The sequence below is a fragment of the Rhodococcus sp. MurmanLake-1 genome (genome assembly GCF_056945715.1).
In genome coordinates this window covers 382,500-404,290 of sequence record NZ_JBWZNF010000001.1, presented here as the reverse complement: position 1 = coordinate 404,290, position 21,791 = coordinate 382,500, and the positions used below count along the sequence as shown (strand labels likewise).

General features: G+C 62.6%; 21 protein-coding genes. 10 read left to right on the top strand and 11 right to left on the bottom strand.

Annotated elements, in window-relative coordinates; all coding sequences use genetic code 11:
- Positions 1–40: 40 nt before the first annotated feature.
- Positions 41–2,452 carry a RelA/SpoT family protein gene (locus AC2ETI_RS01705; protein WP_029255290.1) on the top strand — a complete coding sequence of 804 codons (2,412 nt, stop codon included), beginning with the start codon at positions 41–43 and terminating at the stop codon, positions 2,450–2,452.
- 52 nt (positions 2,453–2,504) lie between these two features.
- On the opposite strand, the gene AC2ETI_RS01700 is transcribed toward AC2ETI_RS01705, so the two are convergent.
- Complete coding sequence (locus tag AC2ETI_RS01700) at positions 2,505–3,317, bottom strand: peptidylprolyl isomerase (protein WP_370627687.1); 813 nt, start codon at positions 3,315–3,317, stop codon at positions 2,505–2,507.
- Positions 3,317–4,198, bottom strand: coding sequence for a peptidylprolyl isomerase (locus AC2ETI_RS01695; protein WP_070796917.1), 882 nt, complete (start codon positions 4,196–4,198; stop codon positions 3,317–3,319). The genes AC2ETI_RS01700 and AC2ETI_RS01695 overlap by 1 nt, the downstream gene beginning before the upstream one ends.
- 194 nt (positions 4,199–4,392) lie before the next feature.
- Here AC2ETI_RS01695 and AC2ETI_RS01690 point away from each other — a divergent pair, with 194 nt between their 5' ends.
- From AC2ETI_RS01690 to AC2ETI_RS01675, 4 genes are all read left to right on the top strand, one after another.
- Positions 4,393–5,073, top strand: coding sequence for an MBL fold metallo-hydrolase (locus tag AC2ETI_RS01690; RefSeq protein WP_269577250.1), 681 nt, complete (start codon positions 4,393–4,395; stop codon positions 5,071–5,073).
- 15 nt (positions 5,074–5,088) lie between these two features.
- Positions 5,089–6,360, top strand: coding sequence for a histidine--tRNA ligase (hisS, locus tag AC2ETI_RS01685; protein ID WP_019748310.1), 1,272 nt, complete (start codon positions 5,089–5,091; stop codon positions 6,358–6,360).
- Positions 6,350–6,979 (top strand): hypothetical protein, encoded by a 630-nt coding sequence (locus AC2ETI_RS01680; protein ID WP_047888379.1) that lies wholly within the window; start codon positions 6,350–6,352, stop codon positions 6,977–6,979. Before hisS ends, AC2ETI_RS01680 begins: the two co-directional genes overlap by 11 nt.
- Positions 6,980–7,045: 66 nt before the next feature.
- Positions 7,046–8,035 carry a malate dehydrogenase gene (locus AC2ETI_RS01675; RefSeq protein WP_019748312.1) on the top strand — a complete coding sequence of 330 codons (990 nt, stop codon included), beginning with the start codon at positions 7,046–7,048 and terminating at the stop codon, positions 8,033–8,035.
- 33 nt (positions 8,036–8,068) lie between these two features.
- Here the strand turns inward: AC2ETI_RS01675 and AC2ETI_RS01670 are convergent, their stop codons facing one another.
- Together AC2ETI_RS01670 and AC2ETI_RS01665 are read right to left on the bottom strand one after the other, a co-directional pair.
- The gene (locus AC2ETI_RS01670; protein WP_483633482.1) at positions 8,069–9,361 is read right to left on the bottom strand and encodes a hypothetical protein; all 1,293 of its coding nucleotides are present in this window, start codon (positions 9,359–9,361) and stop codon (positions 8,069–8,071) included.
- Positions 9,358–9,687, bottom strand: coding sequence for a type VII secretion target (locus AC2ETI_RS01665; RefSeq protein ID WP_182261921.1), 330 nt, complete (start codon positions 9,685–9,687; stop codon positions 9,358–9,360). The genes AC2ETI_RS01670 and AC2ETI_RS01665 overlap by 4 nt, the downstream gene beginning before the upstream one ends.
- Positions 9,688–9,861: 174 nt before the next feature.
- Between AC2ETI_RS01665 and otsB the strand changes: the two genes are divergently transcribed.
- Positions 9,862–10,650: a trehalose-phosphatase gene (otsB, locus tag AC2ETI_RS01660; RefSeq protein WP_019748315.1), complete on the top strand. Its 789-nt coding sequence runs from the start codon at positions 9,862–9,864 to the stop codon at positions 10,648–10,650.
- A gap of 9 nt (positions 10,651–10,659) precedes the next feature.
- Here otsB and AC2ETI_RS01655 read toward each other — a convergent pair whose 3' ends face one another.
- From AC2ETI_RS01655 to AC2ETI_RS01635, 5 genes are all read right to left on the bottom strand, one after another.
- Positions 10,660–11,460 (bottom strand): alpha/beta fold hydrolase, encoded by an 801-nt coding sequence (locus AC2ETI_RS01655; protein ID WP_099698673.1) that lies wholly within the window; start codon positions 11,458–11,460, stop codon positions 10,660–10,662.
- A 133-nt stretch (positions 11,461–11,593) separates the two neighbouring features.
- Positions 11,594–12,385, bottom strand: a complete 792-nt coding sequence (locus AC2ETI_RS01650) for an ABC-2 transporter permease (RefSeq protein WP_483633481.1) — start codon at positions 12,383–12,385, stop codon at positions 11,594–11,596.
- The gene (locus AC2ETI_RS01645; RefSeq protein WP_046378519.1) at positions 12,385–13,359 is read right to left on the bottom strand and encodes an ABC transporter ATP-binding protein; all 975 of its coding nucleotides are present in this window, start codon (positions 13,357–13,359) and stop codon (positions 12,385–12,387) included. Before AC2ETI_RS01645 ends, AC2ETI_RS01650 begins: the two co-directional genes overlap by 1 nt.
- Positions 13,360–13,439: 80 nt before the next feature.
- On the bottom strand, positions 13,440–14,495 hold the full coding sequence (locus AC2ETI_RS01640; protein WP_483633480.1) for a BUD32 family EKC/KEOPS complex subunit: 1,056 nt from the start codon (positions 14,493–14,495) through the stop codon (positions 13,440–13,442).
- Positions 14,492–14,995, bottom strand: a complete 504-nt coding sequence (locus AC2ETI_RS01635) for a hypothetical protein (protein WP_483633479.1) — start codon at positions 14,993–14,995, stop codon at positions 14,492–14,494. The genes AC2ETI_RS01640 and AC2ETI_RS01635 overlap by 4 nt, the downstream gene beginning before the upstream one ends.
- Before the next feature lie 158 nt (positions 14,996–15,153).
- Between AC2ETI_RS01635 and AC2ETI_RS01630 the strand changes: the two genes are divergently transcribed.
- Genes AC2ETI_RS01630 through AC2ETI_RS01620 form a run of 3 tightly spaced genes read left to right on the top strand, consistent with a single transcriptional unit; the run spans position 15,154 to position 19,235 of the window.
- Positions 15,154–15,777 carry a TetR/AcrR family transcriptional regulator gene (locus AC2ETI_RS01630; protein ID WP_483633478.1) on the top strand — a complete coding sequence of 208 codons (624 nt, stop codon included), beginning with the start codon at positions 15,154–15,156 and terminating at the stop codon, positions 15,775–15,777.
- Positions 15,774–17,537, top strand: a complete 1,764-nt coding sequence (gene kstD, locus AC2ETI_RS01625; RefSeq protein ID WP_483633477.1) for a 3-oxosteroid 1-dehydrogenase — start codon at positions 15,774–15,776, stop codon at positions 17,535–17,537. Before AC2ETI_RS01630 ends, kstD begins: the two co-directional genes overlap by 4 nt.
- A 15-nt stretch (positions 17,538–17,552) precedes the next feature.
- Positions 17,553–19,235, top strand: a complete 1,683-nt coding sequence (locus tag AC2ETI_RS01620) for an ATP-binding cassette domain-containing protein (protein ID WP_020969548.1) — start codon at positions 17,553–17,555, stop codon at positions 19,233–19,235.
- A 17-nt stretch (positions 19,236–19,252) separates the two neighbouring features.
- Here the strand turns inward: AC2ETI_RS01620 and AC2ETI_RS01615 are convergent, their stop codons facing one another.
- The gene (locus AC2ETI_RS01615) at positions 19,253–19,900 is read right to left on the bottom strand and encodes a hypothetical protein (RefSeq protein WP_446836804.1); all 648 of its coding nucleotides are present in this window, start codon (positions 19,898–19,900) and stop codon (positions 19,253–19,255) included.
- Between the two features lie 440 nt (positions 19,901–20,340).
- On the opposite strand from AC2ETI_RS01615, the gene AC2ETI_RS01610 reads away from it, so the two are divergent.
- Positions 20,341–20,895 (top strand): LysM peptidoglycan-binding domain-containing protein, encoded by a 555-nt coding sequence (locus tag AC2ETI_RS01610; protein WP_019748325.1) that lies wholly within the window; start codon positions 20,341–20,343, stop codon positions 20,893–20,895.
- Positions 20,896–20,907: 12 nt separating this feature from the next.
- On the opposite strand, the gene AC2ETI_RS01605 is transcribed toward AC2ETI_RS01610, so the two are convergent.
- Complete coding sequence (locus AC2ETI_RS01605; RefSeq protein ID WP_113683597.1) at positions 20,908–21,639, bottom strand: TetR/AcrR family transcriptional regulator; 732 nt, start codon at positions 21,637–21,639, stop codon at positions 20,908–20,910.
- Positions 21,640–21,791 lie beyond the last annotated feature (152 nt).

Sequence of the window (21,791 nt, the reverse complement as noted above, 5' to 3'; positions counted from 1 at the left end):
GGCGGTTGCCTCAACCAACTCGGTGGTAGGAGGTGGCGACATGACGTCGAATCTTGATCGATCACAGAACTCGGGTGCAGTGTCGCAGGAGACGGGTGCAGATCCGGCTCCGGAGACGACACCATCGAAGTCCGCGGTGCCCGACGATTCGGGATCTGCGCAAACTGCCGGCAATCGGGGTGGGCAGAACCTGGCCGTGCCCGCTTCCGCCTCCCGTAGGGTGCGCGCTCGGCTTGCTCGGCGCATCACCGGTCAGCGCAACGCCACCATCCGCCCGGTGCTCGAGCCGTTGGTCAGCCTCCACCGTGAGCTGTATCCGAAGGCCGACCTCGCGCTGCTCCAGCGTGCGTACGACGTCGCCGAGGACAGACATTCGAGCCAGCGTCGCAAGTCCGGCGATCCGTACATCACGCATCCGTTGGCCGTCGCAAGCATTCTGGCCGAGTTGGGTATGGACACCACCACCCTCGTCGCAGCCCTGCTGCACGACACCGTCGAGGACACCGGGTACTCACTCGAAGAGTTGACCAAGGACTTCGGTGACGAGGTCGCTCACCTCGTCGACGGAGTCACCAAACTCGACAAGGTCGTTCTGGGCACCGCCGCCGAGGGCGAAACCATCCGCAAGATGATCATCGCGATGGCGCGGGACCCGCGCGTGCTCGTGATCAAGGTCGCGGATCGTCTGCACAACATGCGCACGATGCGATTCCTGCCGCCCGAGAAGCAGGCACGTAAGGCGCGAGAGACTCTCGAAGTCATTGCGCCACTTGCACATCGACTTGGAATGGCGACCGTCAAGTGGGAACTCGAGGACCTCTCGTTCGCCATCTTGCACCCGAAGAAGTATGACGAGATCGTTCGACTGGTCGCCGATCGCGCGCCTTCTCGTGACACCTATCTGGCCAAGGTTCGCGCCGAGATCAACTCGACTCTGTCCGCCTCGCGGATCAACGCCATCGTCGAAGGCCGGCCCAAGCATTACTGGTCGATCTATCAGAAGATGATCGTCAAGGGCCGCGATTTCGACGACATCCACGATCTGGTCGGCGTCCGCATCCTGTGTGAAGAAGTGCGTGACTGTTATGCCGCGGTCGGCGTTGTCCACTCACTGTGGCAGCCGATGGCCGGACGCTTCAAGGACTACATCGCACAGCCGCGCTACGGCGTCTACCAGTCACTGCACACCACCGTCGTGGGACCGGAAGGCAAGCCCCTGGAGGTCCAGATCCGGACCCAGGACATGCACCGGACCGCGGAGTTCGGTATCGCCGCGCACTGGCGGTACAAGGAGACCAAGGGCAAGCACGCGGGCGACATCGCCGAGGTCGACGACATGGCGTGGATGCGTCAGCTACTCGACTGGCAACGTGAAGCGGCCGATCCGGGGGAGTTCCTCGAATCGTTGCGTTACGACCTCGCGGTCAAGGAGATCTTCGTCTTCACGCCAAAGGGTGACGTGATCACGTTGCCTGCCGGATCGACTCCCGTCGATTTCGCGTACGCGGTGCACACCGAGGTCGGGCACCGATGCATCGGTGCCAGGGTCAACGGCCGGTTGGTCGCGCTGGAACGAACTCTCGAAAACGGCGAAGTGGTGGAGGTCTTCACGTCGAAGGCTGCCACCGCCGGGCCGAGCCGAGATTGGCAGACGTTTGTCGTCTCGCCGCGTGCCAAGGCGAAGATCCGTCAGTGGTTCGCGAAGGAACGCCGCGAAGAGGCGCTCGAGTCCGGCAAGGATCAGATCGCGAAGGAAGTCCGCCGTGTGGGACTTCCGTTGCAGCGGTTGATGAATGCCGAATCGATGAGCACGATCGCGCATGAACTTCGTTATCCCGACGTCTCGGCGTTGTACACGGCGGTAGGCGAGAGCCAGGTGTCTGCGCACCACGTCGTGCAGCGACTGGTTGCTCATCTGGGCGGCGTCGGCGCCGTCGAGGAGGAACTGGCCGAGCGTTCGACGCCGTCGACCATGCCGGTGCGCACCCGCAGTACGGGTGACTCCGGAATTCTGGTTCCCGGAGCACCCGGCACGGTGGCAAAACTCGCAAAGTGTTGCACGCCGGTTCCGGGCGATTCGATTCTGGGCTTCGTCACGCGCGGTGGGGCGGTGAGCGTGCACCGTACCGACTGCACCAACGCCAACTCGCTCCACGATCAGTCCGAGCGAATCATCGACGTCGAATGGGCACCGTCAGCGACGTCGGTGTTCCTGGTCGCGATCCAGATCGAGGCGCTCGATCGTCATCGGTTGCTTTCCGACGTCACCAAGGCGTTGGCCGACGAGAAAGTGAACATCCTGTCGGCCTCGGTCACCACCTCAGGTGACCGAGTGGCGATCAGCAAGTTCACCTTCGAGATGGGCGACCCGAAGCACTTGGGTCATGTGCTCAACGTGGTTCGCAATGTGGAAGGCGTCTACGACGTCTACCGCGTGACCTCTGCTTCGTAAACTGCTGTGCGCCTTTATTAACCGCGGGCGGTTAATAAAGGCGCACAGTCGGTCAGGCGACTACTGCAGTCTCGATGGTGATCGGGGTGTTGGGTGCGCCGCCACCGGTTGCGCCCATGCCTCCGTCGTCGCCGTCGGCTGCGATCTTCTCGATCGTCGCCAGGCCGGCGTCGTCGATGGTGCCGAAAACCGTGTAGTCAGGCGGCAGCATCGAATCCTCGTAGACGAGGAAGAACTGGCTGCCGTTGCTGTCAGGTACGGACGAATGAGCCATCGCCAGAGTGCCACGGGGGTAGACGACCGGCAGCGACAGCGCCGGGTCGTTCCCAGCGTATGTGGTCGTGGGGTACTCGTTTGCAAATTGGTACCCCGGTCCGCCCGTGCCCTTACCCGACGGGTCGCCGCATTGGAGAATCTGCAGACCAGGCATCGTCGAGAGTCGATGGCACGGGGTGTCGTCGAAATACTTCTGCTCGGTCAGGCTCACGATGCTGTTGACCGTGCAGGGGGCTGCTGCGCGATTCAGTTCCATCCCGATCGGGCCGGCCGTAGTCGTGAGCGCGACGTTGACGGTTCCCTCGGTGGACACGCCCGTGGAGTTCGGCGGATTGACGGTCTTTGCAGCGCCCGCCGCGCTCGGGTACGAGCAGTCGACAGTCGCCGACGCCGGAGTCGGGACAGGCGGGAGTGCGTCGAACTGTGACATGTCGAGCGGCGGCATGGCAGCCGTTGTCGTCTTCGCCTTGGAGGTGCTGGACGGCGAGTCCGAGCTACCGGAATCACTGGAACAACCAGCCAGAAGCAGCGCTGCGGCGCTTGCAGCGGCAATAACTACAGGAAAGCGCATCACAGGATTACGTCGCATCAGTCGAGCCTTACTGTCTTGATGTCGGTGGTCAGATTCGGCTTGCCGTCACCCTCTGGTGTCGATCCGCCGGCCGCGACCTTGTCCAAAGTGGCGAGACCGGTCTCGTCGATCGTGCCGAAAACCGTGTACTGCGGCGGGAGTTGTGAGTCGCCGTAGACGAGGAAGAACTGGCTGCCGTTGCTACCGGGTGTCCCGGTGTTGGCCATCGCAACCGTGCCGCGCGCGTAGGTGACTGGCTCTTGCGCTGCCGGGTCGGTGGTGGCGTACGCCGTGGTGGGGAACTCGTTGTCGAATCCGTAGCCCGGTCCGCCGGAGCCGGTGCCCGACGGGTCACCGCACTGCAGAACCTGGAGCGAGGGGCTCGTCGTCATGCGGTGGCAGGTGGTGTCGTTGAAGTAATCCTGCTGCGCCAAGCTCACGAAGCTGTTGACCGTGCACGGAGACTTCGTTCCGTCGAGCGTGAGCCCGATGTTTCCCTGCGAGGTCTCGACGCTGATGCTCGGCGTCGCGTCCGGCGCGGTGGTGGGAATCCCGTCGGTACGAGGAGGGTTGTTGGCCTTGGACGCGGTAGCGCCGTCAGCCGGGTACGAGCAGGAAACCGTGTCGGCCAGCGGCGTCGACAGACCGGCCGGCATTGCACCCGCGGTCTGCGGCGTGAGGCTCGAATCGTCGGCAGCAGTGTTGGTGGTGTTCGCGTCGTCGTCACTGCGATTGCTGAACCAGATGAGTCCACCGACGACACCGACTACGACGACCACGCCGAGCGCAGTTCCGGCTATCGTCATCTGCTTGCGCTTGCGGGCACGTTCTGCGCGACGTTCGAGCTGACGCTCGAGCTTGCGTTTCGCCGCCTCGCGGCGTTGCTCGTTACTCGGCACTGCTGTAGTCCTCCGTATCGCGGGTGGATCGTGGTCGGCCCGCCGAGCGACACCCTGGGGTCGGCTTCGGCAAGCGGCTCTACTCGTCGTCAGAGTCTCCCATTGCAACCTGAGAACTTACTGGCGGGGCAGCAGCTTAGGCTGTAACCGACAGCGTGTTGTTCGTTTCCCCCCTTCGAAGAGGAGTTGCCCCCGTGCTCGTCACTGGTTTTCCGGCCGGGATGTTCCAAACCAACTGCTACATACTCGCTCAGGACGACGCGTGCGAATGCGTAGTCGTCGATCCGGGTCAGGATGCAGCCGAGCCGCTCTTCGAATATCTCGACTCCAAGGACATGTCGGTCAATGCAGTACTTCTGACCCACGGTCACCTCGATCACGTGTGGTCGGCCCGCGAGGTCTGTGAGCGGTACTCCGTGCCCGCCTACATCCATCCCGATGATCGCTACATGCTCAGCGATCCGGCACGAGGGATCGGCCCGACGATGAAGGAATTCATTCAGGGCATGACGTTCGTGGAGCCGGACGAGGTGATCGAACTGAGCGACGGAGACAAGATCACCGAGGCCGGAATGACGTTCGTGGTGGACCACACACCCGGGCACACGCAGGGATCGGTGGTGTTCCGCACCCAGGCGAACACCGAGAGCGGGCCCGTGGACTTGGCGTTCACCGGTGACACCCTGTTCCAGGGTTCCATCGGGCGCAGCGACCTGCCAGGCGGAAATCACGAGCAGTTGCTCGCTTCGATCGCCCGCAAGCTACTGGTACTCGGTGACGAGACCGTGGTCCTGCCCGGGCACGGTGGCAACAGTTCGATCGGCGCCGAGCGAAGCTCGAACCCGTTTCTCGTTGGACTCAGCGCACAGAAATAAGGAAAAGTACCTCTCGTGAGTAAAGCCAGCACCTTCTCTGCACCCAAGGGAATTCCGGACTACGTTCCGCCGCAGTCAGCCGAATTCGTCGCCGTTCGTGACGGTTTGACGCGCGCCGCCAGGTTGGCCGGGTACGGCCACATCGAATTGCCGATCTTCGAGGACACCGGCCTGTTCGCGCGCGGTGTCGGTGAGTCGACCGACGTCGTCAGCAAAGAGATGTACACCTTCGCCGATCGCGGTGACCGTTCGGTGACGTTGCGTCCCGAGGGAACCGCCGGTGTCATGCGTGCCGTCATCGAGCACAGCCTCGATCGTGGACAGTTGCCGGTCAAGGTCAGCTACGCGGGCCCGTTCTTCCGCTACGAGCGCCCGCAGGCCGGCCGCTACCGCCAGTTGCAGCAGGTCGGAGTCGAAGCCATCGGGATCGACGACCCCGCGCTCGACGCTGAGGTCATCGCGATCGCCGACGCCGGATTCCGGTCGTTGGGGCTCGACGGCTTCCGCCTCGAAATCACCTCTCTCGGCGATGACACCTGCCGACCGCAGTACCGCGAACTGCTGCAGGAGTTTCTCTTTGCACTCCCGCTCGACGAAGACACGCGTCGACGCGCCGAGATCAACCCGCTTCGGGTGCTCGACGACAAGCGCCCAGATGTACGCGAGATGACGGCCGGCGCACCGCTCATGCTCGATCACCTCTCGGAGAGCTGCAAGGCGCACTTCGACGAGGTACTAGCGCACCTCGACGCCTTGGGAGTTCCCTACGTCGTCAACCCGCGCATGGTCCGCGGCCTCGACTACTACACCAAGACGACCTTCGAATTCGTGCACGACGGACTGGGCGCGCAGTCCGGAATCGGTGGTGGTGGTCGTTACGACGGACTGATGGAACAGCTGGGCGGACAGCCGCTCTCGGGGATCGGGTTCGGAATCGGCGTCGACCGCACGGTTCTCGCGCTCGAGGCCGAGGGTAAGTCGGTTGCGCCACCGGCACGTGTCGACGTCTTCTGTGTACCGATGGGAGCCGAGGCGAAGGCGGCACTGGTGAAGATCGCACACCAGTTGCGTGCCAATGGGATTCGCGTCGACCTGGCGTACGGAAATCGTGGCGTCAAGGGTTCGATGAAAGCGGCCGATCGCTCGGGCGCCGCAGTCGCTTTGGTTCTCGGCGAGCGCGAGCTCGAAGAGGGCGTTGTCGTTGTCAAACAATTGGCGACAGGTGAGCAGGAGACGGTGCCGCTCGACCAAGTTGTCGACAAGCTCGGGGATCTCGTTGAGCACTGAGGCTGAACCGGTTTCGCTCGATCTGGTTCCCGTGGCGTTGATCGCGCCGCGGCTGAAGAAGTTCGCCGTTGTTGTGGTGGTCTTCGGTGTGGTCGTCGGGTTGATCGTCAGTGTGTTCTCGACGATGACGGTCGGAGTGATCGTCGGTGCCGTCATCGCGGTTCCGACGTCACTGGCGATTCTGATGACGCTGCGCCGGCATATCACCTTGTATGGCAACAGGATTCGAGCACAAGCTGGTTTTCGCACCAACGACGTCGACGTGGCCGAGGTGCTCACGGCGGCGTTGACGGTGCGATCCGGCCGGATCAGCGAGGTCAGCCTGACACTCGGTGACGGTCGGTCCACCGTGCGAATACCGCTCGCGCTCTACACGGCAGGGGGCGGGCGCGAATTGGAGATCCTTGCACTCCGCAAGCTCGCCGACGCCCTGGCGGCCAGTGAGTTGGTACCGGCTGCCGCGTTGTCCTCGGTGCTGATCGAACAGTTGCGTGCCGAAGCCCGCGGCGCCGGACTGGCCGAGCGTCCGCTCTACCGCGCCGTCGAACTCGTGACGGCGGAGGGACGAGTGCCGAGAACCACACTGACAGACCACGAAGTGGCCGGATTACTCGACTAGCGTGGAAACCGTTCTTACAGCGTTGTAGAACGGACAGTCGTGAAAACGGCAGGTGAGGAGTCGGCAATGAGTATTGCGCCCGTAACCGTCACGGTGACCGGAGCGTCGGGTCAGATCGCCTACGGCATGCTTTTCCGCATAGCTGCGGGGGAGATGCTCGGCGCTGACGTACCGATCAAACTTCGACTGCTCGAGATTCCCGCCGCCGTGTCCGCTGCCGAAGGCGTCGCGATGGAGCTCGAAGACGGCGCATTTCCCTTGCTGAGCTCCATCGACATCACCGACGATCCCGATGTCGCCTTCTCCGGCGCGAACGTCGGGATGCTGGTCGGTGCACGTCCGCGGAGCAAGGGGATGGAGCGCGCCGACTTGCTGAGCGCGAACGGCGCTATTTTCACAGCGCATGGGAAGGCGATCAACAACAACGCAGCCTCGGACGTCAAGGTGCTGGTCGTCGGAAACCCGGCCAACACCAACGCTCTCATCGCGATGAACAACGCGCCGGATGTACCCGATACTCGGTTCAGTGCACTGACGCGCCTCGACCACAACCGAGCGATTGCGCAGGTGGTGAAGAAGACCGGCGTTCGTGCGTCGTCGGTGCGCAAGGTGTCCGTCTGGGGAAACCATTCGGCGACGCAGTACCCGGACCTGTCCCACGCGACCGTCGCGGGTGAGCCTGCGCTCGCGGTGATCAACGACCGAGACTGGGTGGAGAACGATTTCATCCCGACTGTGCAGGTACGAGGCACCGCCATCATTGCTGCGCGTGGATCGTCCTCTGCGGCAAGTGCGGCCAGCGCGTCGATCGACCACGTCCGTGACTGGGTGATCGGAACGGCCGAGGACGACTGGGTATCCATGGCCGTCTGTTCGGACGGTTCCTACGGGGTGCCCGAAGGATTGATCTCGTCCTTCCCGGTGACCTGTGCCGATGGTGAATTCGCTATCGTTCCGGATCTCGCGATCGACGACTTCTCACGCGAACGGATTGACCTGTCCGTCAGCGAATTGGAGCAGGAGCGTGCGGCGGTACGGGAGTTGGGCTTCGTTTGAGGTTGTAATGCCGCCCCGGCCGGGGAGTCCCGATCAGAGATCTCGGAACAGGTACTGATCGGGATTCTCGGCACCGAGCACGGGCGGTGACACCATCGGTAGATCGTCGACCATCGAGTTTTCGTCACCGGCGCTGACGAGATACCCCGGAGTCGTGCGTGACGACTCGTCGTCCCGCGTTCCGCGAGGACCGCCGCCCATCATGCCGCCCGGCGATATGCCGCTACTGCCGACCGCCGAAGATGGTGCACCCAGGCCGGGCGTTGCTACCTGAACCGGTTGAACTGCAGCAACTCCCGCTGCGCCTCTCATCGTTCCACCGGTAGTGCCGCTTCCACCCACCCATGCTCCGCCGGAGCTCGCTGTCGCACTGGGCGACGGCGACCCGCCGGCTGCGAGTGACGTCGACGAATTGCCTGCGCCCCACAGCTTGTCGACGCCGGTCGGAAGTCCGGCGCCTGCCTGCGCTGCCGAGGTCCGAACGGCATCGGTTCCTGAGTGCGCGGATAACGGTGCGTCGCCGGCATCGGTCGATCCAGACAGCTGCGATCCAGACAGCGGCGATGCCGACGCGGCTGATGCCGCCAGAGGTTGGGCGATCTGACGGGCGGCGTCGGCGAGCGCCTCCGGAGTGGCAAGGTTGGCGAGAGCCTCACCGATCGGTGGAGTCGGCACGGGGATCGACCCGGCAAGGGCGTTCATGGCAGCGGTGTGCCCGAGCATTTCCCCGCGAGTCTGTGTCACCGCCGCGACGGCTGCCTGCATGTGTTCGGCTGCGGAGGCAATCAGCATCGCCTGTCCTGGTGGTGTCCACGCGATCGGTGCAGCAGCTGCAACCGTGGTCGCGAAGGACTGCGCGATCGCCGCGAGATTCGCGTTGCCTCGCTGCACCGATTCCGCGGCGGCAGCAGCGGTTTTCGATATCGCGGTTCCGCGTTCGCTCAATTCTGCGCCGCTGTTCTGGGCGGATCGCGACAGTTCGGTCGCGGCTTCGCTGCCGGTGCTGTTCCAGGTCTGGCCCACCTCGGCGACCGCGCTTTGGGACAGTCCCATGGCTTGGTCGATGAGAGTGGACGCCTGGTTGAAGATGCCGACGGGATCGATGCCGGCAAAAGTGCCGGTGCCGAGGCTCTTCCCGAGTTCGATCAACGGCGCGAACAGATCTTCGATTCCGGGTAATGCCGGAACCGGTATGCCGGCGAGCATCGATTCGACCGTGTTGTTCGGCAATGCCGGGGCCGGAGCACCACCTTGAAGGAATTCGAGGACCGTCGTCGAGTCGTCTTCGGTGTTCATGCGATCGGTGTCGACGCGATCGCTGTTCACGCGGTCACGTCCGTCGATCCAGCGATGCCGGCCAGATCTGACGCGGTTGAAAGATCTGTGGTGTCGTAGGCCTGAGCGGCTGCACTCGCCGTTGCTGCGTTGCCGGCGTAGAAGGTCGCCAGTGCTGCAACATCTTTGGTGTGAGTTGCCTGGGCGCGCGCGAATGCCTCGAGAAACTCGATGCCGACAGGACCGACGGCTGGTGCGACTGCCGCGATGTTGGCGCCCAGATCGACGGCGGCGGCCTGCGCGATGTGTCCTGCAGCTTCGGCCGACGTCGAGCCGTACCTTCGGATGTCGTCAGTGACGACAGTCAATTCGCTCATCGTTACCCCCCCAGTTGGTAAGCGTCGTGAGAACTGTAACGGACGGAATCGGCGCCGGAGGGGAGTGGACACGGCTCACCCTGCGCTTTCCGGACAACCTGGACGAAGTGGCAGAGATTACATTCTGATCCGGTGTTGGTATTGCGGGTGCGATCGATTTGGCACACTCGAACCATGCGAACCGCTTCGGACGTCATCCTCCGACTCACGTCCGATCCAGCTCGCTGTGGACTGGTGATGGATTTCGACGGTGTGCTTGCACCTATCGTCGACGATCCGTCGGCCAGTGCGCTCCTGCCCGGTGCCGAGGAGGTGCTCGCGACTTTGTCGAGGCACTTCGGCGTGGTGGGCTTGCTCTCGGGACGGCCGGCGTCGTTCTTGCGAGAACGACTGAGTCTGGATTCGGTTGTTCTCATGGGTTCCTACGGCGTCGAGACCTGGACGGAGAACGGAATCGAAGTGCTTCCGGCCGTCGCTGCGTTCAGTGATGCCGTCGCCGAAGCAGAAGCCGAACTGCGTCGCCTGTTCGACTCTCAGTCAGTTCCTGGCATCCACGTCGAGAGCAAAGGCCTTGCGGTGGCTGTGCATTGGCGTCGGGCCGCGGATCGAGCGGTCGCGCAGCGCCTGGTGGAAGCAGCGACGACAGAAATCGCGAGCCGGACCGGGTTGCGGCGTGAGCCCGGCAAGTTGGTCGAAGAATTGCGTCCACCCGTTGAGGAGGACAAGGGGACAGGCCTCCTTCGCGCGATCGCCACCGCAGGCGTCGACGTCGTCGCGTACGCGGGCGACGACCGTGGTGACCTACCTGCCTTTGCTGCTGTCCTTGCCTCGGGTGGAGAAGCGTTGGTGGTCAAGGGCGATGACATTGCACCGGAAGTGGCTGCTGTCGACGGCGTCCAGTTCGACGGCCCGCCGGCATTCCTCGATTGGATGAAAGAGCTTGCCGCGCACCTGGAACGCTGACACGTGAGGTCAGTCTGCCAAGAACTCGACCAGCGCGCGGTTGACCTCTTCCGGATTGTCCTGTGTGCATTGATGTCCGACGCCGGTGATCACCACCCGGCGAGTCAGGTCCGGTAGTTGATCGCTCAGGGCGTCGTAGATTCGATCGAGTTGGCGCGGCATGTCGACCTCTCCCCGCATCAGGAGGGTCTCCTTTCGGGGTGCCGTATCCACCGGGCAGAGTGACGCGAACCCGCTTGTTCCCAGATCCAGCCAGGTCTGCCGTCCGGCGGCCAGCATGCAGTCTGCAACGTATCTGCGAGTTGCGGGATTTCGACTCGACCACCGGCCACTGTAAAAGGCAAAGGGACCCCACGGAATCCGTCGATACAAATGCGTGCCGATTTTGATCGCCGAGGCAGCGGCTCCACTCATTTCCCGGTGCTGGCCAGGGCTGCCGATCATGACGAGCTTGTCTACTCGATCCGCATGACGATGGGTGAACTCCTGCGCGATGTTTCCGCCGAACGAGTGTCCGACGATGCTTGCGCGATCGATTCCGAGCGAGTCGAGCATGACCTTCACGTCGTCGATCACAGTGTCGAGAGTGGCGCGGTGGCCTTCCTCGAGAATCGACAGCCCTTGACCGCGTAGGTCGGGCAGCACCAGGGAATAGGCGCCCGCGAGTTCCGCGACCTGGTCGTCGAACATTCGATGATCAACTCCGGCGCCATGCAGGAAGACGATGCATTTCCGATCGAGCGCCGGCGTGCGCCACACACGCATTTCGGTGCCCGGAGTGGAAATAGTCTGGGTTGTCAGAGTCTGCATCGCTGTCCGTTGCCTCAGTTCGTTGCCGAATCAGATAGAAGTGAGCCTATCCTAAGTTCTGTGAACCGCGGTTGTGGCAACAAGAAACTGGCCGCACCGGAACATCTCCGGTACGGCCAGTCTTGGTGTTAGGTCAGGCGTCGCGCTTGCTGACGACGGCGATGCTGATTCCGAAAACCACCAGCACAAATGCTGCGAAGTAGAACAGGCTTCCCCAAGGGCCCCAATGGAAATTGGTGCTCGAACCCGAAGAGAGGAAGTGGTCGGCGTTGGCGAACGGGAGGAACGGTGTGACGTTCCTACCGAAGGATCCGAACATGCCGAACAGGCTCTCAATGAGCAGCGGCCAGAGCAGGAGCAATGCAATAGCGCCGGCAGATTGCCGCAGGAGTGCTCCGACGGCGATGGCAAGGACAACGCAGAGGAAGGCGAAGATCGGTACGCCGTAGACGGCGCGCCAGGCATCGGCGTTGTCGAGTGCCAGATTGGTGGAACCTTCAGAGCCTGCAGCAGCTTTGGTGATGAATACCGCGCCGAGCATGAGAACGAAGGACAGCGCCGCGCCGAAGGCGCCGATCAGGCAGGCTTTGGCGATCAGGACCGAAGCCCGGCTCGGGATGGCCTGGAAGGTGGTGCGGATGATGCCGAAGCGGTATTCGCTGGTAATCGCGAGGGCCGCCATGATCATCAGGACCATGACGCCGAAGCCGGAAACTCCCAGTCCCGCTTCATTGAACGTGGGGAGGAACTTCTCGAAATCAGGAGTTCCTGATGCGGCTTCGTCGTTGTACGCCTGGATGCTCGAACTCGACGAACGCCCGATCATCCAGGCGACGCCCAATCCTAGGACGATGATTGTGATCGTGCACCACAGCGGCGACTTGGTCGTGGTGATCTTGATACGTTCAGCACTGAGAACAGCCATTACAGTGCACCTCCCATAGCGTGCTGTGTGTTTGTGTGGTGGGCTCCGGCACCCGGATCGATACCGGATGCGTGGTACTGGACATCGTCTCCGGTCAACTTCATGAACGCATCCTCGAGCGAACCCTGCACAGACGCCAACTCGTGCAACACGATTCCCTGCGAACCAGCCAGACCGCCGATCACGTCAGTCGTCGAATCCACGACCACCAACACCGCCTCCGATCCTGAATGCTCCTCGCGGACAGTCAGTCCGTGGGCAGTCAATGCGGCATGGAGAGCGTCCAATTGTGGGCTGCGCACGCGCACCGTCGACTCCGACGAGCGATCCACGAACTCCGCGACCGTCGAATCCGAGATCAACCGACCCCGGCCGATCACCACCAACTGCTCCGCCGTCAACGCCATCTCCGAGAGAAGGTGACTCGACACCAGCACCGTGCGACCCTCGGCCGCCAACCGCTGCATGAACTTACGAATCCAGACGATGCCCTCCGGATCGAGCCCGTTGACCGGCTCGTCGAACAACAACACCTTCGGATCACCCAACAACGCACCCGCCAACCCGAGACGCTGCGACATACCCAACGAGAACCCGCCGGCCTTCTTGCCCGCCACCTCGGACAACCCGACCAACCCGAGCACCTCGTCCACGCGGGACTTCGGGATCCCGTTCGAAGCAGCCATCCACTGCAGATGCGCCCGCGCACTGCGGTTCGGGTGCACCCACTTCGCATCCAACAACGCGCCCACCGTCCGCAACGGCGTCTTCAACTCCCGGTACGGCTTGCCGTCGATCAACGCCGCACCCGACGTCGGCTGATCCAAACCCAGAATCATCCGCATCGTCGTCGACTTACCGGCACCGTTGGGGCCCAGAAAGCCCGTCACGATGCCCGGCTTGACCGTGAACGACAAATCGTCCACCGCTTTCGTCGGTCCGTAAACCTTGGTCAATCCCCTCAGTTCAATCATGAGGAGAACTGTGCCTTACGGCGCTGACCAGCACATCGGTCCGGAGGATGAGATGGACCCTGAGATGTGGAGACGGAAGTTCAGGGAAAACCCTGTCCTCGACCGGAAGTCGGAACTGCCGCGGCATGAGGGTAGGGCGCGTCGAAGTCGCCGTCGAACAATCGCCAGTAGAAGTCGTTCATTCTCGCAGCGGCGGGCGCGTGCCGGGTCAAGATCGCGGCCACCTCCGGTGCCACATCACCTGGGACATGACCTGTGGCGCACCGGCGTACGTACTCGTTGCGGGCGACCTGTCCGCCGCTCGTCGGCCTCGGCACTCCGCAGACCTCGGTGACCAGCCAGTTGACCAGAAGCATGGCGGCGTAGTCGGCGTCATGGGTGGCATGGCGCCGGACGAAGTCATGTTCGGTAGTCGACAGGTCGAAGTGTGGGGATGTGGCCAGTCCGAAGTCGGTGAGATAGATCCGCTCCATATCGGTGCGCATGTTGCCGAAATGTCCGTCCATGTGCAGCAACTGTCGATCGCGTAAGAACGCCACGATCTCCGAAAACTGTCGCTCGACTTCGGCAGCTTTGGCGGCTGGGTTGTCTTGCAGCCAATCCGAGATCGGGTGTGCGATGTACTCGCAGAACAGTACGAGGCTGCACGGCGCAGTGGCGAGTGCTTCGAGGCGGACCCGCGCTTCACTACTGGCGCAGGCGGTGGGAACGGAAGCGATGTCGGCGTGTTCGGGTGCAACCGGCGATCGACCGGGCAGCACCCGCCAGTGGTAAAGCATTGGGAACGACTGTGTTTCGCCGGCCAGAACGGCCTCGGTGACCATGACGTTCGCGGCCAGCTCTCGCCAGGCGTTGAAGCTCGGGCCCCCAATGCCGTACTGGCAGAACGTCGGCAAGTCGAAATGGTTGGAAGTAGAGCCCACGTCGGCGAGTTCCTGTTCGGTCAGTGGGATGCGTTTGGTGAATACCTGAACGCTGTCGAACCCGTTCTCGCAGACACCGACGAGTCCTGCGGCGCCGCCCACGCCTACGCTCGAGACTCGAGCGGTGTCGACCAGTCGGGCCAGTTCGACATCGTTCCGGGAAGACAGGAATGCTGATAGTTTCCGGTGGCGGTCAATCCTGATGTCCGTCATTCCGCGACTGTGCCACAAGCTCGTCCGGCTTCGATTTCGCGGAGCCGTCTGTCGAAGTCACCGATTCTGGCGGTGTCCTCGTAGTAGTCCTCCTGCTCGACGATTCTTCCCCACTTGGTTCGAACGAGAAGCACTGTTCGATTTTGATAGATGACGGCGCCGTCCGGGCCTAGGGCTCGGTCGTCGAATCGGACGAGCAGTGTCATGCGCCAGAGCGGACCACCGAAATACGCTTCGGTGACCGCGCCTTGAAGCCCCGCGTCGACAAATTCCTGGAGAAACGTCTCGATTTGGTCCCGTCCGGCATGCACTCCTGCCCACCGATGATCACCCTCGGCGAATCTGAGCACCGCGTGGTGGTAATAGGAATTCAACAGCGGCCGGTAGTTGCCGGAATTGAGTGCACGTACGTCGCGTCGGAACTTGAAGATGAGTGCTTTGCGCAGAAGTGATCGCGAGACGATCGCCGTTCCGAAGCCCGCCGCGAACCATCGTTTCATCTTCGAAGCTTGTCGTGGCATCGAATGCCCTGTCAACGAAATGCCGGGGTCTGCAGATATCTGACAGAGTATTGGATATTGACAGTGACTGTCACAATAGGTGAGACTCGCATTATCGAGAATGGCCGGATCTCGGCCGAGGCGGGAGGACGTTGCTGATGTCACTACGGGAGAGACAACGGTTGCAGGTGCGAGCAGACATTCAACGTGCGGCATTCGATCTGTTCGCGCGTGACGGTTTCGAGGATGTGACCACCGAGCAGATTGCGGCAGCAGCGGGGGTGTCGGCGAGTACGTACTTCCGGCACGTTCGTAACAAAGAGGATCTGCTGTTGGACCCGGTCAGGCAGGGCGGTGCCGGGATCGTGACACTGCTCGAGGATCGCCCGGCAGCTGAGTCGGCTGATCTTGCGATCTCGCGGGCAATCCTCGAGCGTTCCAATGCTTTCGAGTCCGCGGAGATCGATCAGTGGCGAGCAGCGTTCCGCACCGCGCCGCACCTGATGGATCGAGTCGCGCTGATCGCGCCCGAGCATCGTGATCGGTTGGTGGAGTTGGTGGCACAACGAATGCAACTCGATCCTGAAAATGACAGCCGACCAGGACTACTCGTTCACTTGATGTTGGCGGCGGCGGAGTTCGGCTATCGGCAATGGATACGTAACCCCCAGAAGCGTGGGGCATCACTTCCCGTGTGCGTCGAGGGGGCACTCGACGCGGTTCAGGGATCCCGGTGGCGCACGCAGGATGACGATGACACGAAAGGTCGTGACCAGTTATGAACGAGAACTCTCGAAACTCCGAACTCTCGGTAGTGGATGTGCCAGTGGTGGATGTGATCGTTGTGGGATCGGGGGCTGCCGGCATGTCCGCAGCCATCACTGCAGCCCGCAACGGACTCTCGACAATTCTCGTGGAGAAGTCGGAGTACTGGGGCGGTTCGTCGTCCCGGTCCGGGGGCGGAGTGTGGATTCCGGGAAACTCGGTACTTCGCCGCGAGGCGCCGGCGGATGATATCGACTCTGCGCGAACATATCTGAAGAGCATTGTCGGTGAGGATGCAGACACCGACCGTATCGACACGTATATCGATCGAGGCCCGGAAGCCCTCGATTTCCTGATTCGGCACTCTGCACTCGAGCTCGAATGGGTGAAGGGTTACTCCGACTACTTTCCTGAGGCACCCGGCGGACTTGCAAGCGGCCGCTCGTGCGAGCCGCGCCCGTTCGACGCGCGAGCTCTGGGCGACGATCTCGCGACCCTTCATCCGCCGTACATGAAGGTGCCGCTCAACATGGTTGTCCAACAATCTGATTACCGTTGGCTGAGCACGGGGGTTCGGCATTGGCGGGGGCCGGTGCGAATGCTTCGGGTGGGAACGAGATCCCTGGTCGCGAAGGCTCGGAAGAAGAAGCTGATCGGGCTCGGGCCGGCGCTCATGGCGGAACTGATGCTCGGAGTTCGGGACGCCGGAGTGACGGTCGAGCTCGGAACGAGGCTTGTGGATTTGGTTACCGACAATGATCGTGTCGTGGGTGCGCGACTCGAGTCCGGGGGAGTGCGGAGAACCATGCACGCTCGATGCGGTGTAATCCTCGCGTGCGGCGGGTTCGACAACAACGACGACATGCGAGGCGAGTACCAGCGCCGGCCGAGTAGTGCGCAGTGGACTCTCGGGGCACCGACCAATACCGGAGACGGTATCCGTGCAGCTCTACGCGTCGACGCGGCAACTTCGTACATGGACGACGCGTGGTGGGCCCCGTCGATTCCGCTGCCCAAAGGCCCGTGGTTCGCCTTGGCGGAACGCTCGTTGCCTCGAAGCCTGATGGTCAACGCCAGCGGTCAGCGCTTCATGAACGAGTCGCTTCCCTACGTCGAAGCCGCGCACGCCATGTTCGGCGGAAAGTACGGCCGAGGTGAAGGACCCGCTGAAAACATCCCGGCTTGGCTGATCTTCGATCAGACGTACCGTGACCGTTACCTGTTCGCGGGAGTGCCGGCGCGCAGGCCGATACCTCGGTCGTGGATCGAATCGGGTGCGATCGTGCGAGCTGGATCGATTGCCGAACTCGCTGCCGAGATCGGAGTGCCGGGCGATGCGCTGTCCGCGACCATCACACGATTCAACAGTCACGCGCGCGACGGAGTCGATCGCGACTTCGGCCGTGGGACAAGCAGATACGACCACTACTACGGCGACTGCACCAACAAGCCCAACCCCAGCCTCGGAGAACTCACGAAGGGTCCGTTCTATGCCGCGAAGATGGTGCCCGGAGACCTGGGGACCAAAGGCGGCATCAACACGGACGCTCGCGCGCGAGCGTTGCGCGCCGACGCTTCGGTCATCGACGGGCTCTACGCAGCAGGTAATACCAGCTCGCCGGTCATGGGTCATACCTATGCCGGTCCAGGTGCAACTATCGGTCCCGCAATGGTTTTCGGATATCTGGCCGCGCTCGATGCGGTCGGACGATCCCATGACGGTCGTGAACTCGACACCGAAGGCAGGAATAATGGTTTGGCAGATCGCCGCGGGTAGGGTTCCCTTGAGAGCGTGACCCACCTCAACATCGCCGACGTCGACTACTTCCTTCCTGATGGTCGACAACTGCTCAGCGGTGTCAGCTTTCGGGTCGGAAACGGTGCAAAAACTGCACTGATCGGGCCCAACGGGACTGGTAAGACGACATTGCTTCGGATTGTCGCCGGAGACGCCGTCGCCGACGAGGGAGCCGTCACTCGATCCGGAACACTGGGCGTGATGCGGCAATTCGTCGGCCAGGTTCGCGACGAGTCCACCGTGCGCGATCTTCTGTTGTCCGTCTCTCCGGCGCGGATCCGGGATGCAGCACTGGCGCTCGATACGGCAGAAAACGCGATGATCGAGCGCGACGAGGAATCAACTCAAATGAAGTATTCGCATGCGCTGGCCGATTGGGCCGATGTGGGCGGCTACGAGACCGAAGACTTCTGGGACAAGGTCACAACCGCGGCTCTCGGTGTTCCTTATGACCGTGCGAAGTGGCGCGCGGCCAACTCGCTCAGCGGTGGCGAGCAGAAACGGTTGGTTCTCGAAGCACTGTTCGCTGGGCCCGACGACGCACTCCTGCTGGACGAGCCGGACAACTACCTCGATGTTCCGGGCAAGCGATGGCTGGAAAAGACGATCTCGGAATCGTCGAAAGTGGTTTTGTTCGTCAGCCACGACCGCGAACTGATCGCCAACGCGGCCACCCACATCGTGACGCTCGAGCCCGGAATCAGCGGCGCAACGTCGTGGACCCACGGCGCTGGGCTGGCCAGCTACCACCAGGCCCGCGAGGATCGCAACGCTCGATTCGAAGAACTGCGTCGACGCTGGGACGAGGAGCACGCGAAACTGCGTGCCCTGGTTCTGCGATTGCGTGAAAAGGCCAAGTTCAACGACGGCGTCGCTGCGCGGTATCACGCCTCGCAAACCAGGTTGGCGAAGTTCGAGGAGGCAGGGCCACCCGAAGCGATTCCACTTCAGCAGAAGGTGACAGTTCGGCTGGCGGGCGGGCGAACCGCCAAGCGCGCGTTGGTATGTCAGGATCTCGAGCTGACCGGATTGATGAAGCCTTTCGACACCGAGATCTGGTACGGAGATCGGGTTGCCGTGCTGGGCTCCAATGGATCCGGGAAGTCACATTTCCTTCGTCTCTTGGCGGGTGGTGGGACCGATCCGGGGACCGAGCATCTGCCCGTCGAGGCGCTCGACATCGCCCCGGTCGAGCACGGGGGTACTGCGACGCTGGGTGCCCGGGTACGTCCCGGATTGTTTGCGCAGACCCATTCCAGGCCTGATCTGACCGGGAACACGCTGCTCGAGATCCTGCACATGGGCGACGAACACCGAAACGGAATGGGGCGTGAAGCGGCGAGCCGCGCGCTCGACCGTTACGGATTGTCCCAAGCAGCCGAACAGAAGTACGACGACCTGTCCGGCGGACAGCAGGCGCGCCTGCAGATTCTGCTCCTCGAGCTTTCCGGCGCCACGATGTTGCTGCTCGACGAGCCGACCGACAACCTCGACCTTCATTCGGCTGACGCGCTCGAACAGGGCATCGCACAGTTTGCCGGCACCGTCATCTCGGTAACCCACGATCGTTGGTTCGCGCGCGGGTTCGACAGGTTCCTCGTCTTCGGATCGGACGGGAACGTGTACGAGAGCGAGTCTCCGGTGTGGGACGAGGCCAGGGTCGAACGAGCGCGCTGAGATCGAGTAGCCGCTTGCTATCTGGGGAGTGGCGGCAACTCGTTGATCATCGCGCGCAGGAGGCCCGGATCGCTGCGATCCGATCGAGGTGGGGGACAGCGCGAAAGATCGAGCAGTGTCGGGAAGCCCCACAGAACGCGACCTGGATCCACCCTGTCCACCGCCGAGTACCAGTGGGTGAGCGGCTCGGCGAGCGCCGCGTGAAGCTCGAAATGCCGTCGTCGTCGGCTGGGGTCTCCTTCGCGCTGCAGCCGAAGTTGCTTCGGTGACGGTATCGAGATGACGGTCAGATCCGCGAGACCCAGTTCGAGGCGCGTAAAAGCCGTCTCGACTGCCTCGAGCTCGTACTCGAATCGCTCCCGAGGTGCGGCGCCCACCGCGGCGAGACACCAGCTGTAGTGCAGTTTCAGCGGGTCGCTGTCGCAGAGCGCGATCCCGGTTCTCGATTCGAGTTCTTCCGCTTGCGACCATCGCTCCGAATTGACCGTTGCCCAGTAACTTGCCTGGACGTCGAGATCCGTGCCGTCCGGCTCGACCCCGGTGGGCTGATACTCGGCGACGAATCCTTCCGCGGCGGATTCTCCACCGAGTTGGGTTCGGCACCAGGTGGTCTTGCCGGCGGCGCTGGGTCCTTCTACTGCGACGATCACCAGTTCATTCTCCATAATGATTGGGGCGGTTGGTTTTTGCTCGTTGCCAGGACGCTCTTAACATCTGAATGGGGCTGTTTTGCGTTCCGACACGGCCTGTTTCGGTGCGGTGGGTCACAAAATCGCAGTGACGGTTGCCACATAACGGACGGATAACGATCGGTATGGTTGAAGCTCGAATCAACTAGTTGACCTGTGGTTATTTCTTGAATCTCGACTGAATCTGGTACGGCAGTGCTGGAAAACTGCCCCGTGACCAATCCGTGACCATCGCCTACGGTCGTTGACAGCCCGAAACTACCGGGCAAACACCGACCCGCAACTGCGTGCTTCTGCCCCGCGGGTCCGGTACTCCCGAAACCTTCGCGGGGCAGGAGTGAAACAGGCGAGTCGATCGACGAGACGTGAAAGCGTCCGGGCCGACCTCGTCCGCGGTAGCGGAGAGGATTTTCCCAATGACCAGCATCACCTTCAAGCGCGCCCTCGGCGCAGTTGCAACCGCAGGCGCAGTCGTCGCAATCCCGCTCGCCATGAGCACCGGCACCGCTTCGGCAGCCGGCCACGATTGGTCCGGAGTCGCAAACTGCGAGTCCTCCGGTAACTGGGCCGCCAACACCGGAAACGGCTTCTACGGCGGACTGCAGTTCACGCAGAGCACCTGGAACGCGTTCGGTGGATCGGGCAACGCTGCCAACGCCAGCCAGTCTGAGCAGATCCGTGTCGCCGAGAACGTTCTCGCAGGCCAGGGCGTCGGCGCATGGCCCGTCTGCGGTCAGTACCTGACCACCGGCACCACCGCAGGCAACTACGAGGCCGCAGCAGCCCCCGTCACCGCTGAGGCTTCCGTCGAGTCGGCTCCGGCAGCAAGCACCGGAAGCGGCAACTACGTGGTCAAGGCAGGCGACACCCTGTCGAAGATCGCTGCTGCACACGGCATCTCGCTCGAGAACCTCGCCAGCCAGGTCCCGAACATCAACCTGATCTTCCCGGGACAGTCCCTCTCGGTCTAGTCTCGTGGCCGTTTAGGTCCTCATTGCGTCGAAATTGTCCGGAGCTGATGCAGCCCCGGACAATTTCGACGTTTCTGCGTTCGCAATGAGCTCTGCTGCTTCCGTGTGGATGGGATCAAGATCCTGGCGCCACCCCAGAATGTGCAGTGCCGACCCGGCGATGACGGCGGAGTCGGGGATCGGGGTGCCTTCGAGTGCGTCGGCTCGCGCGCTGATCACGCTTTCCACCAGGCGAAACGGAAGCTCGGCCAGGTGAGTTGATGCTGGATCGTCAATCGCGTCGAGCACTGCCTGGGCGAGGGCCCGGTATTGCTCGCGAAGCCGATCGCGATCGGCTCGGAACGACATGAACCTGTCGCTTCTCAGTTCCGGTAAGAGATAGAGGACGCCGAGGTTCCACCGTCCGGTGATCAGTTGGGCCGCGTCGATGTACGAAAGCGCGTACAGCTTCACCTCGGGTGAGGTGCCGAGTGGCCTGAGATTCTCCGCGAAGTCCAGCGCCGGAGTCACGGTGTCGGCGAGCAGTGCAACCAGGATGTCGTCCTTGGTGGCGAAATGGTTGTACAGCGACGCCTGACGCATTCCGACTGCTTCGGCGATGTGGCGTGTCGACGTCGCGGCGAAGCCTCGGGTGGTGAACAGTTCAGCGGCTGCATCCAAGATCTCCGCCCGGGCAGTCCCACCCGGGCGTCGGCGAGCGGTCAGGCGGGGTCGTCCGGGGCCGGCGTTGGTCACGCCTTCCATAGTGGCAGGCTCTGGCCTTACATGCGGGGTGGCCGTCGCTGTGAGCATTCGGTCACGTGCTCGAAACGTACTCAACGAGCCTGTTACAGAATCAGGCGAATCGTATACGCGGGCGTCACCTGCGGCGAGTGGATTTCGCGAAAACTATCAAT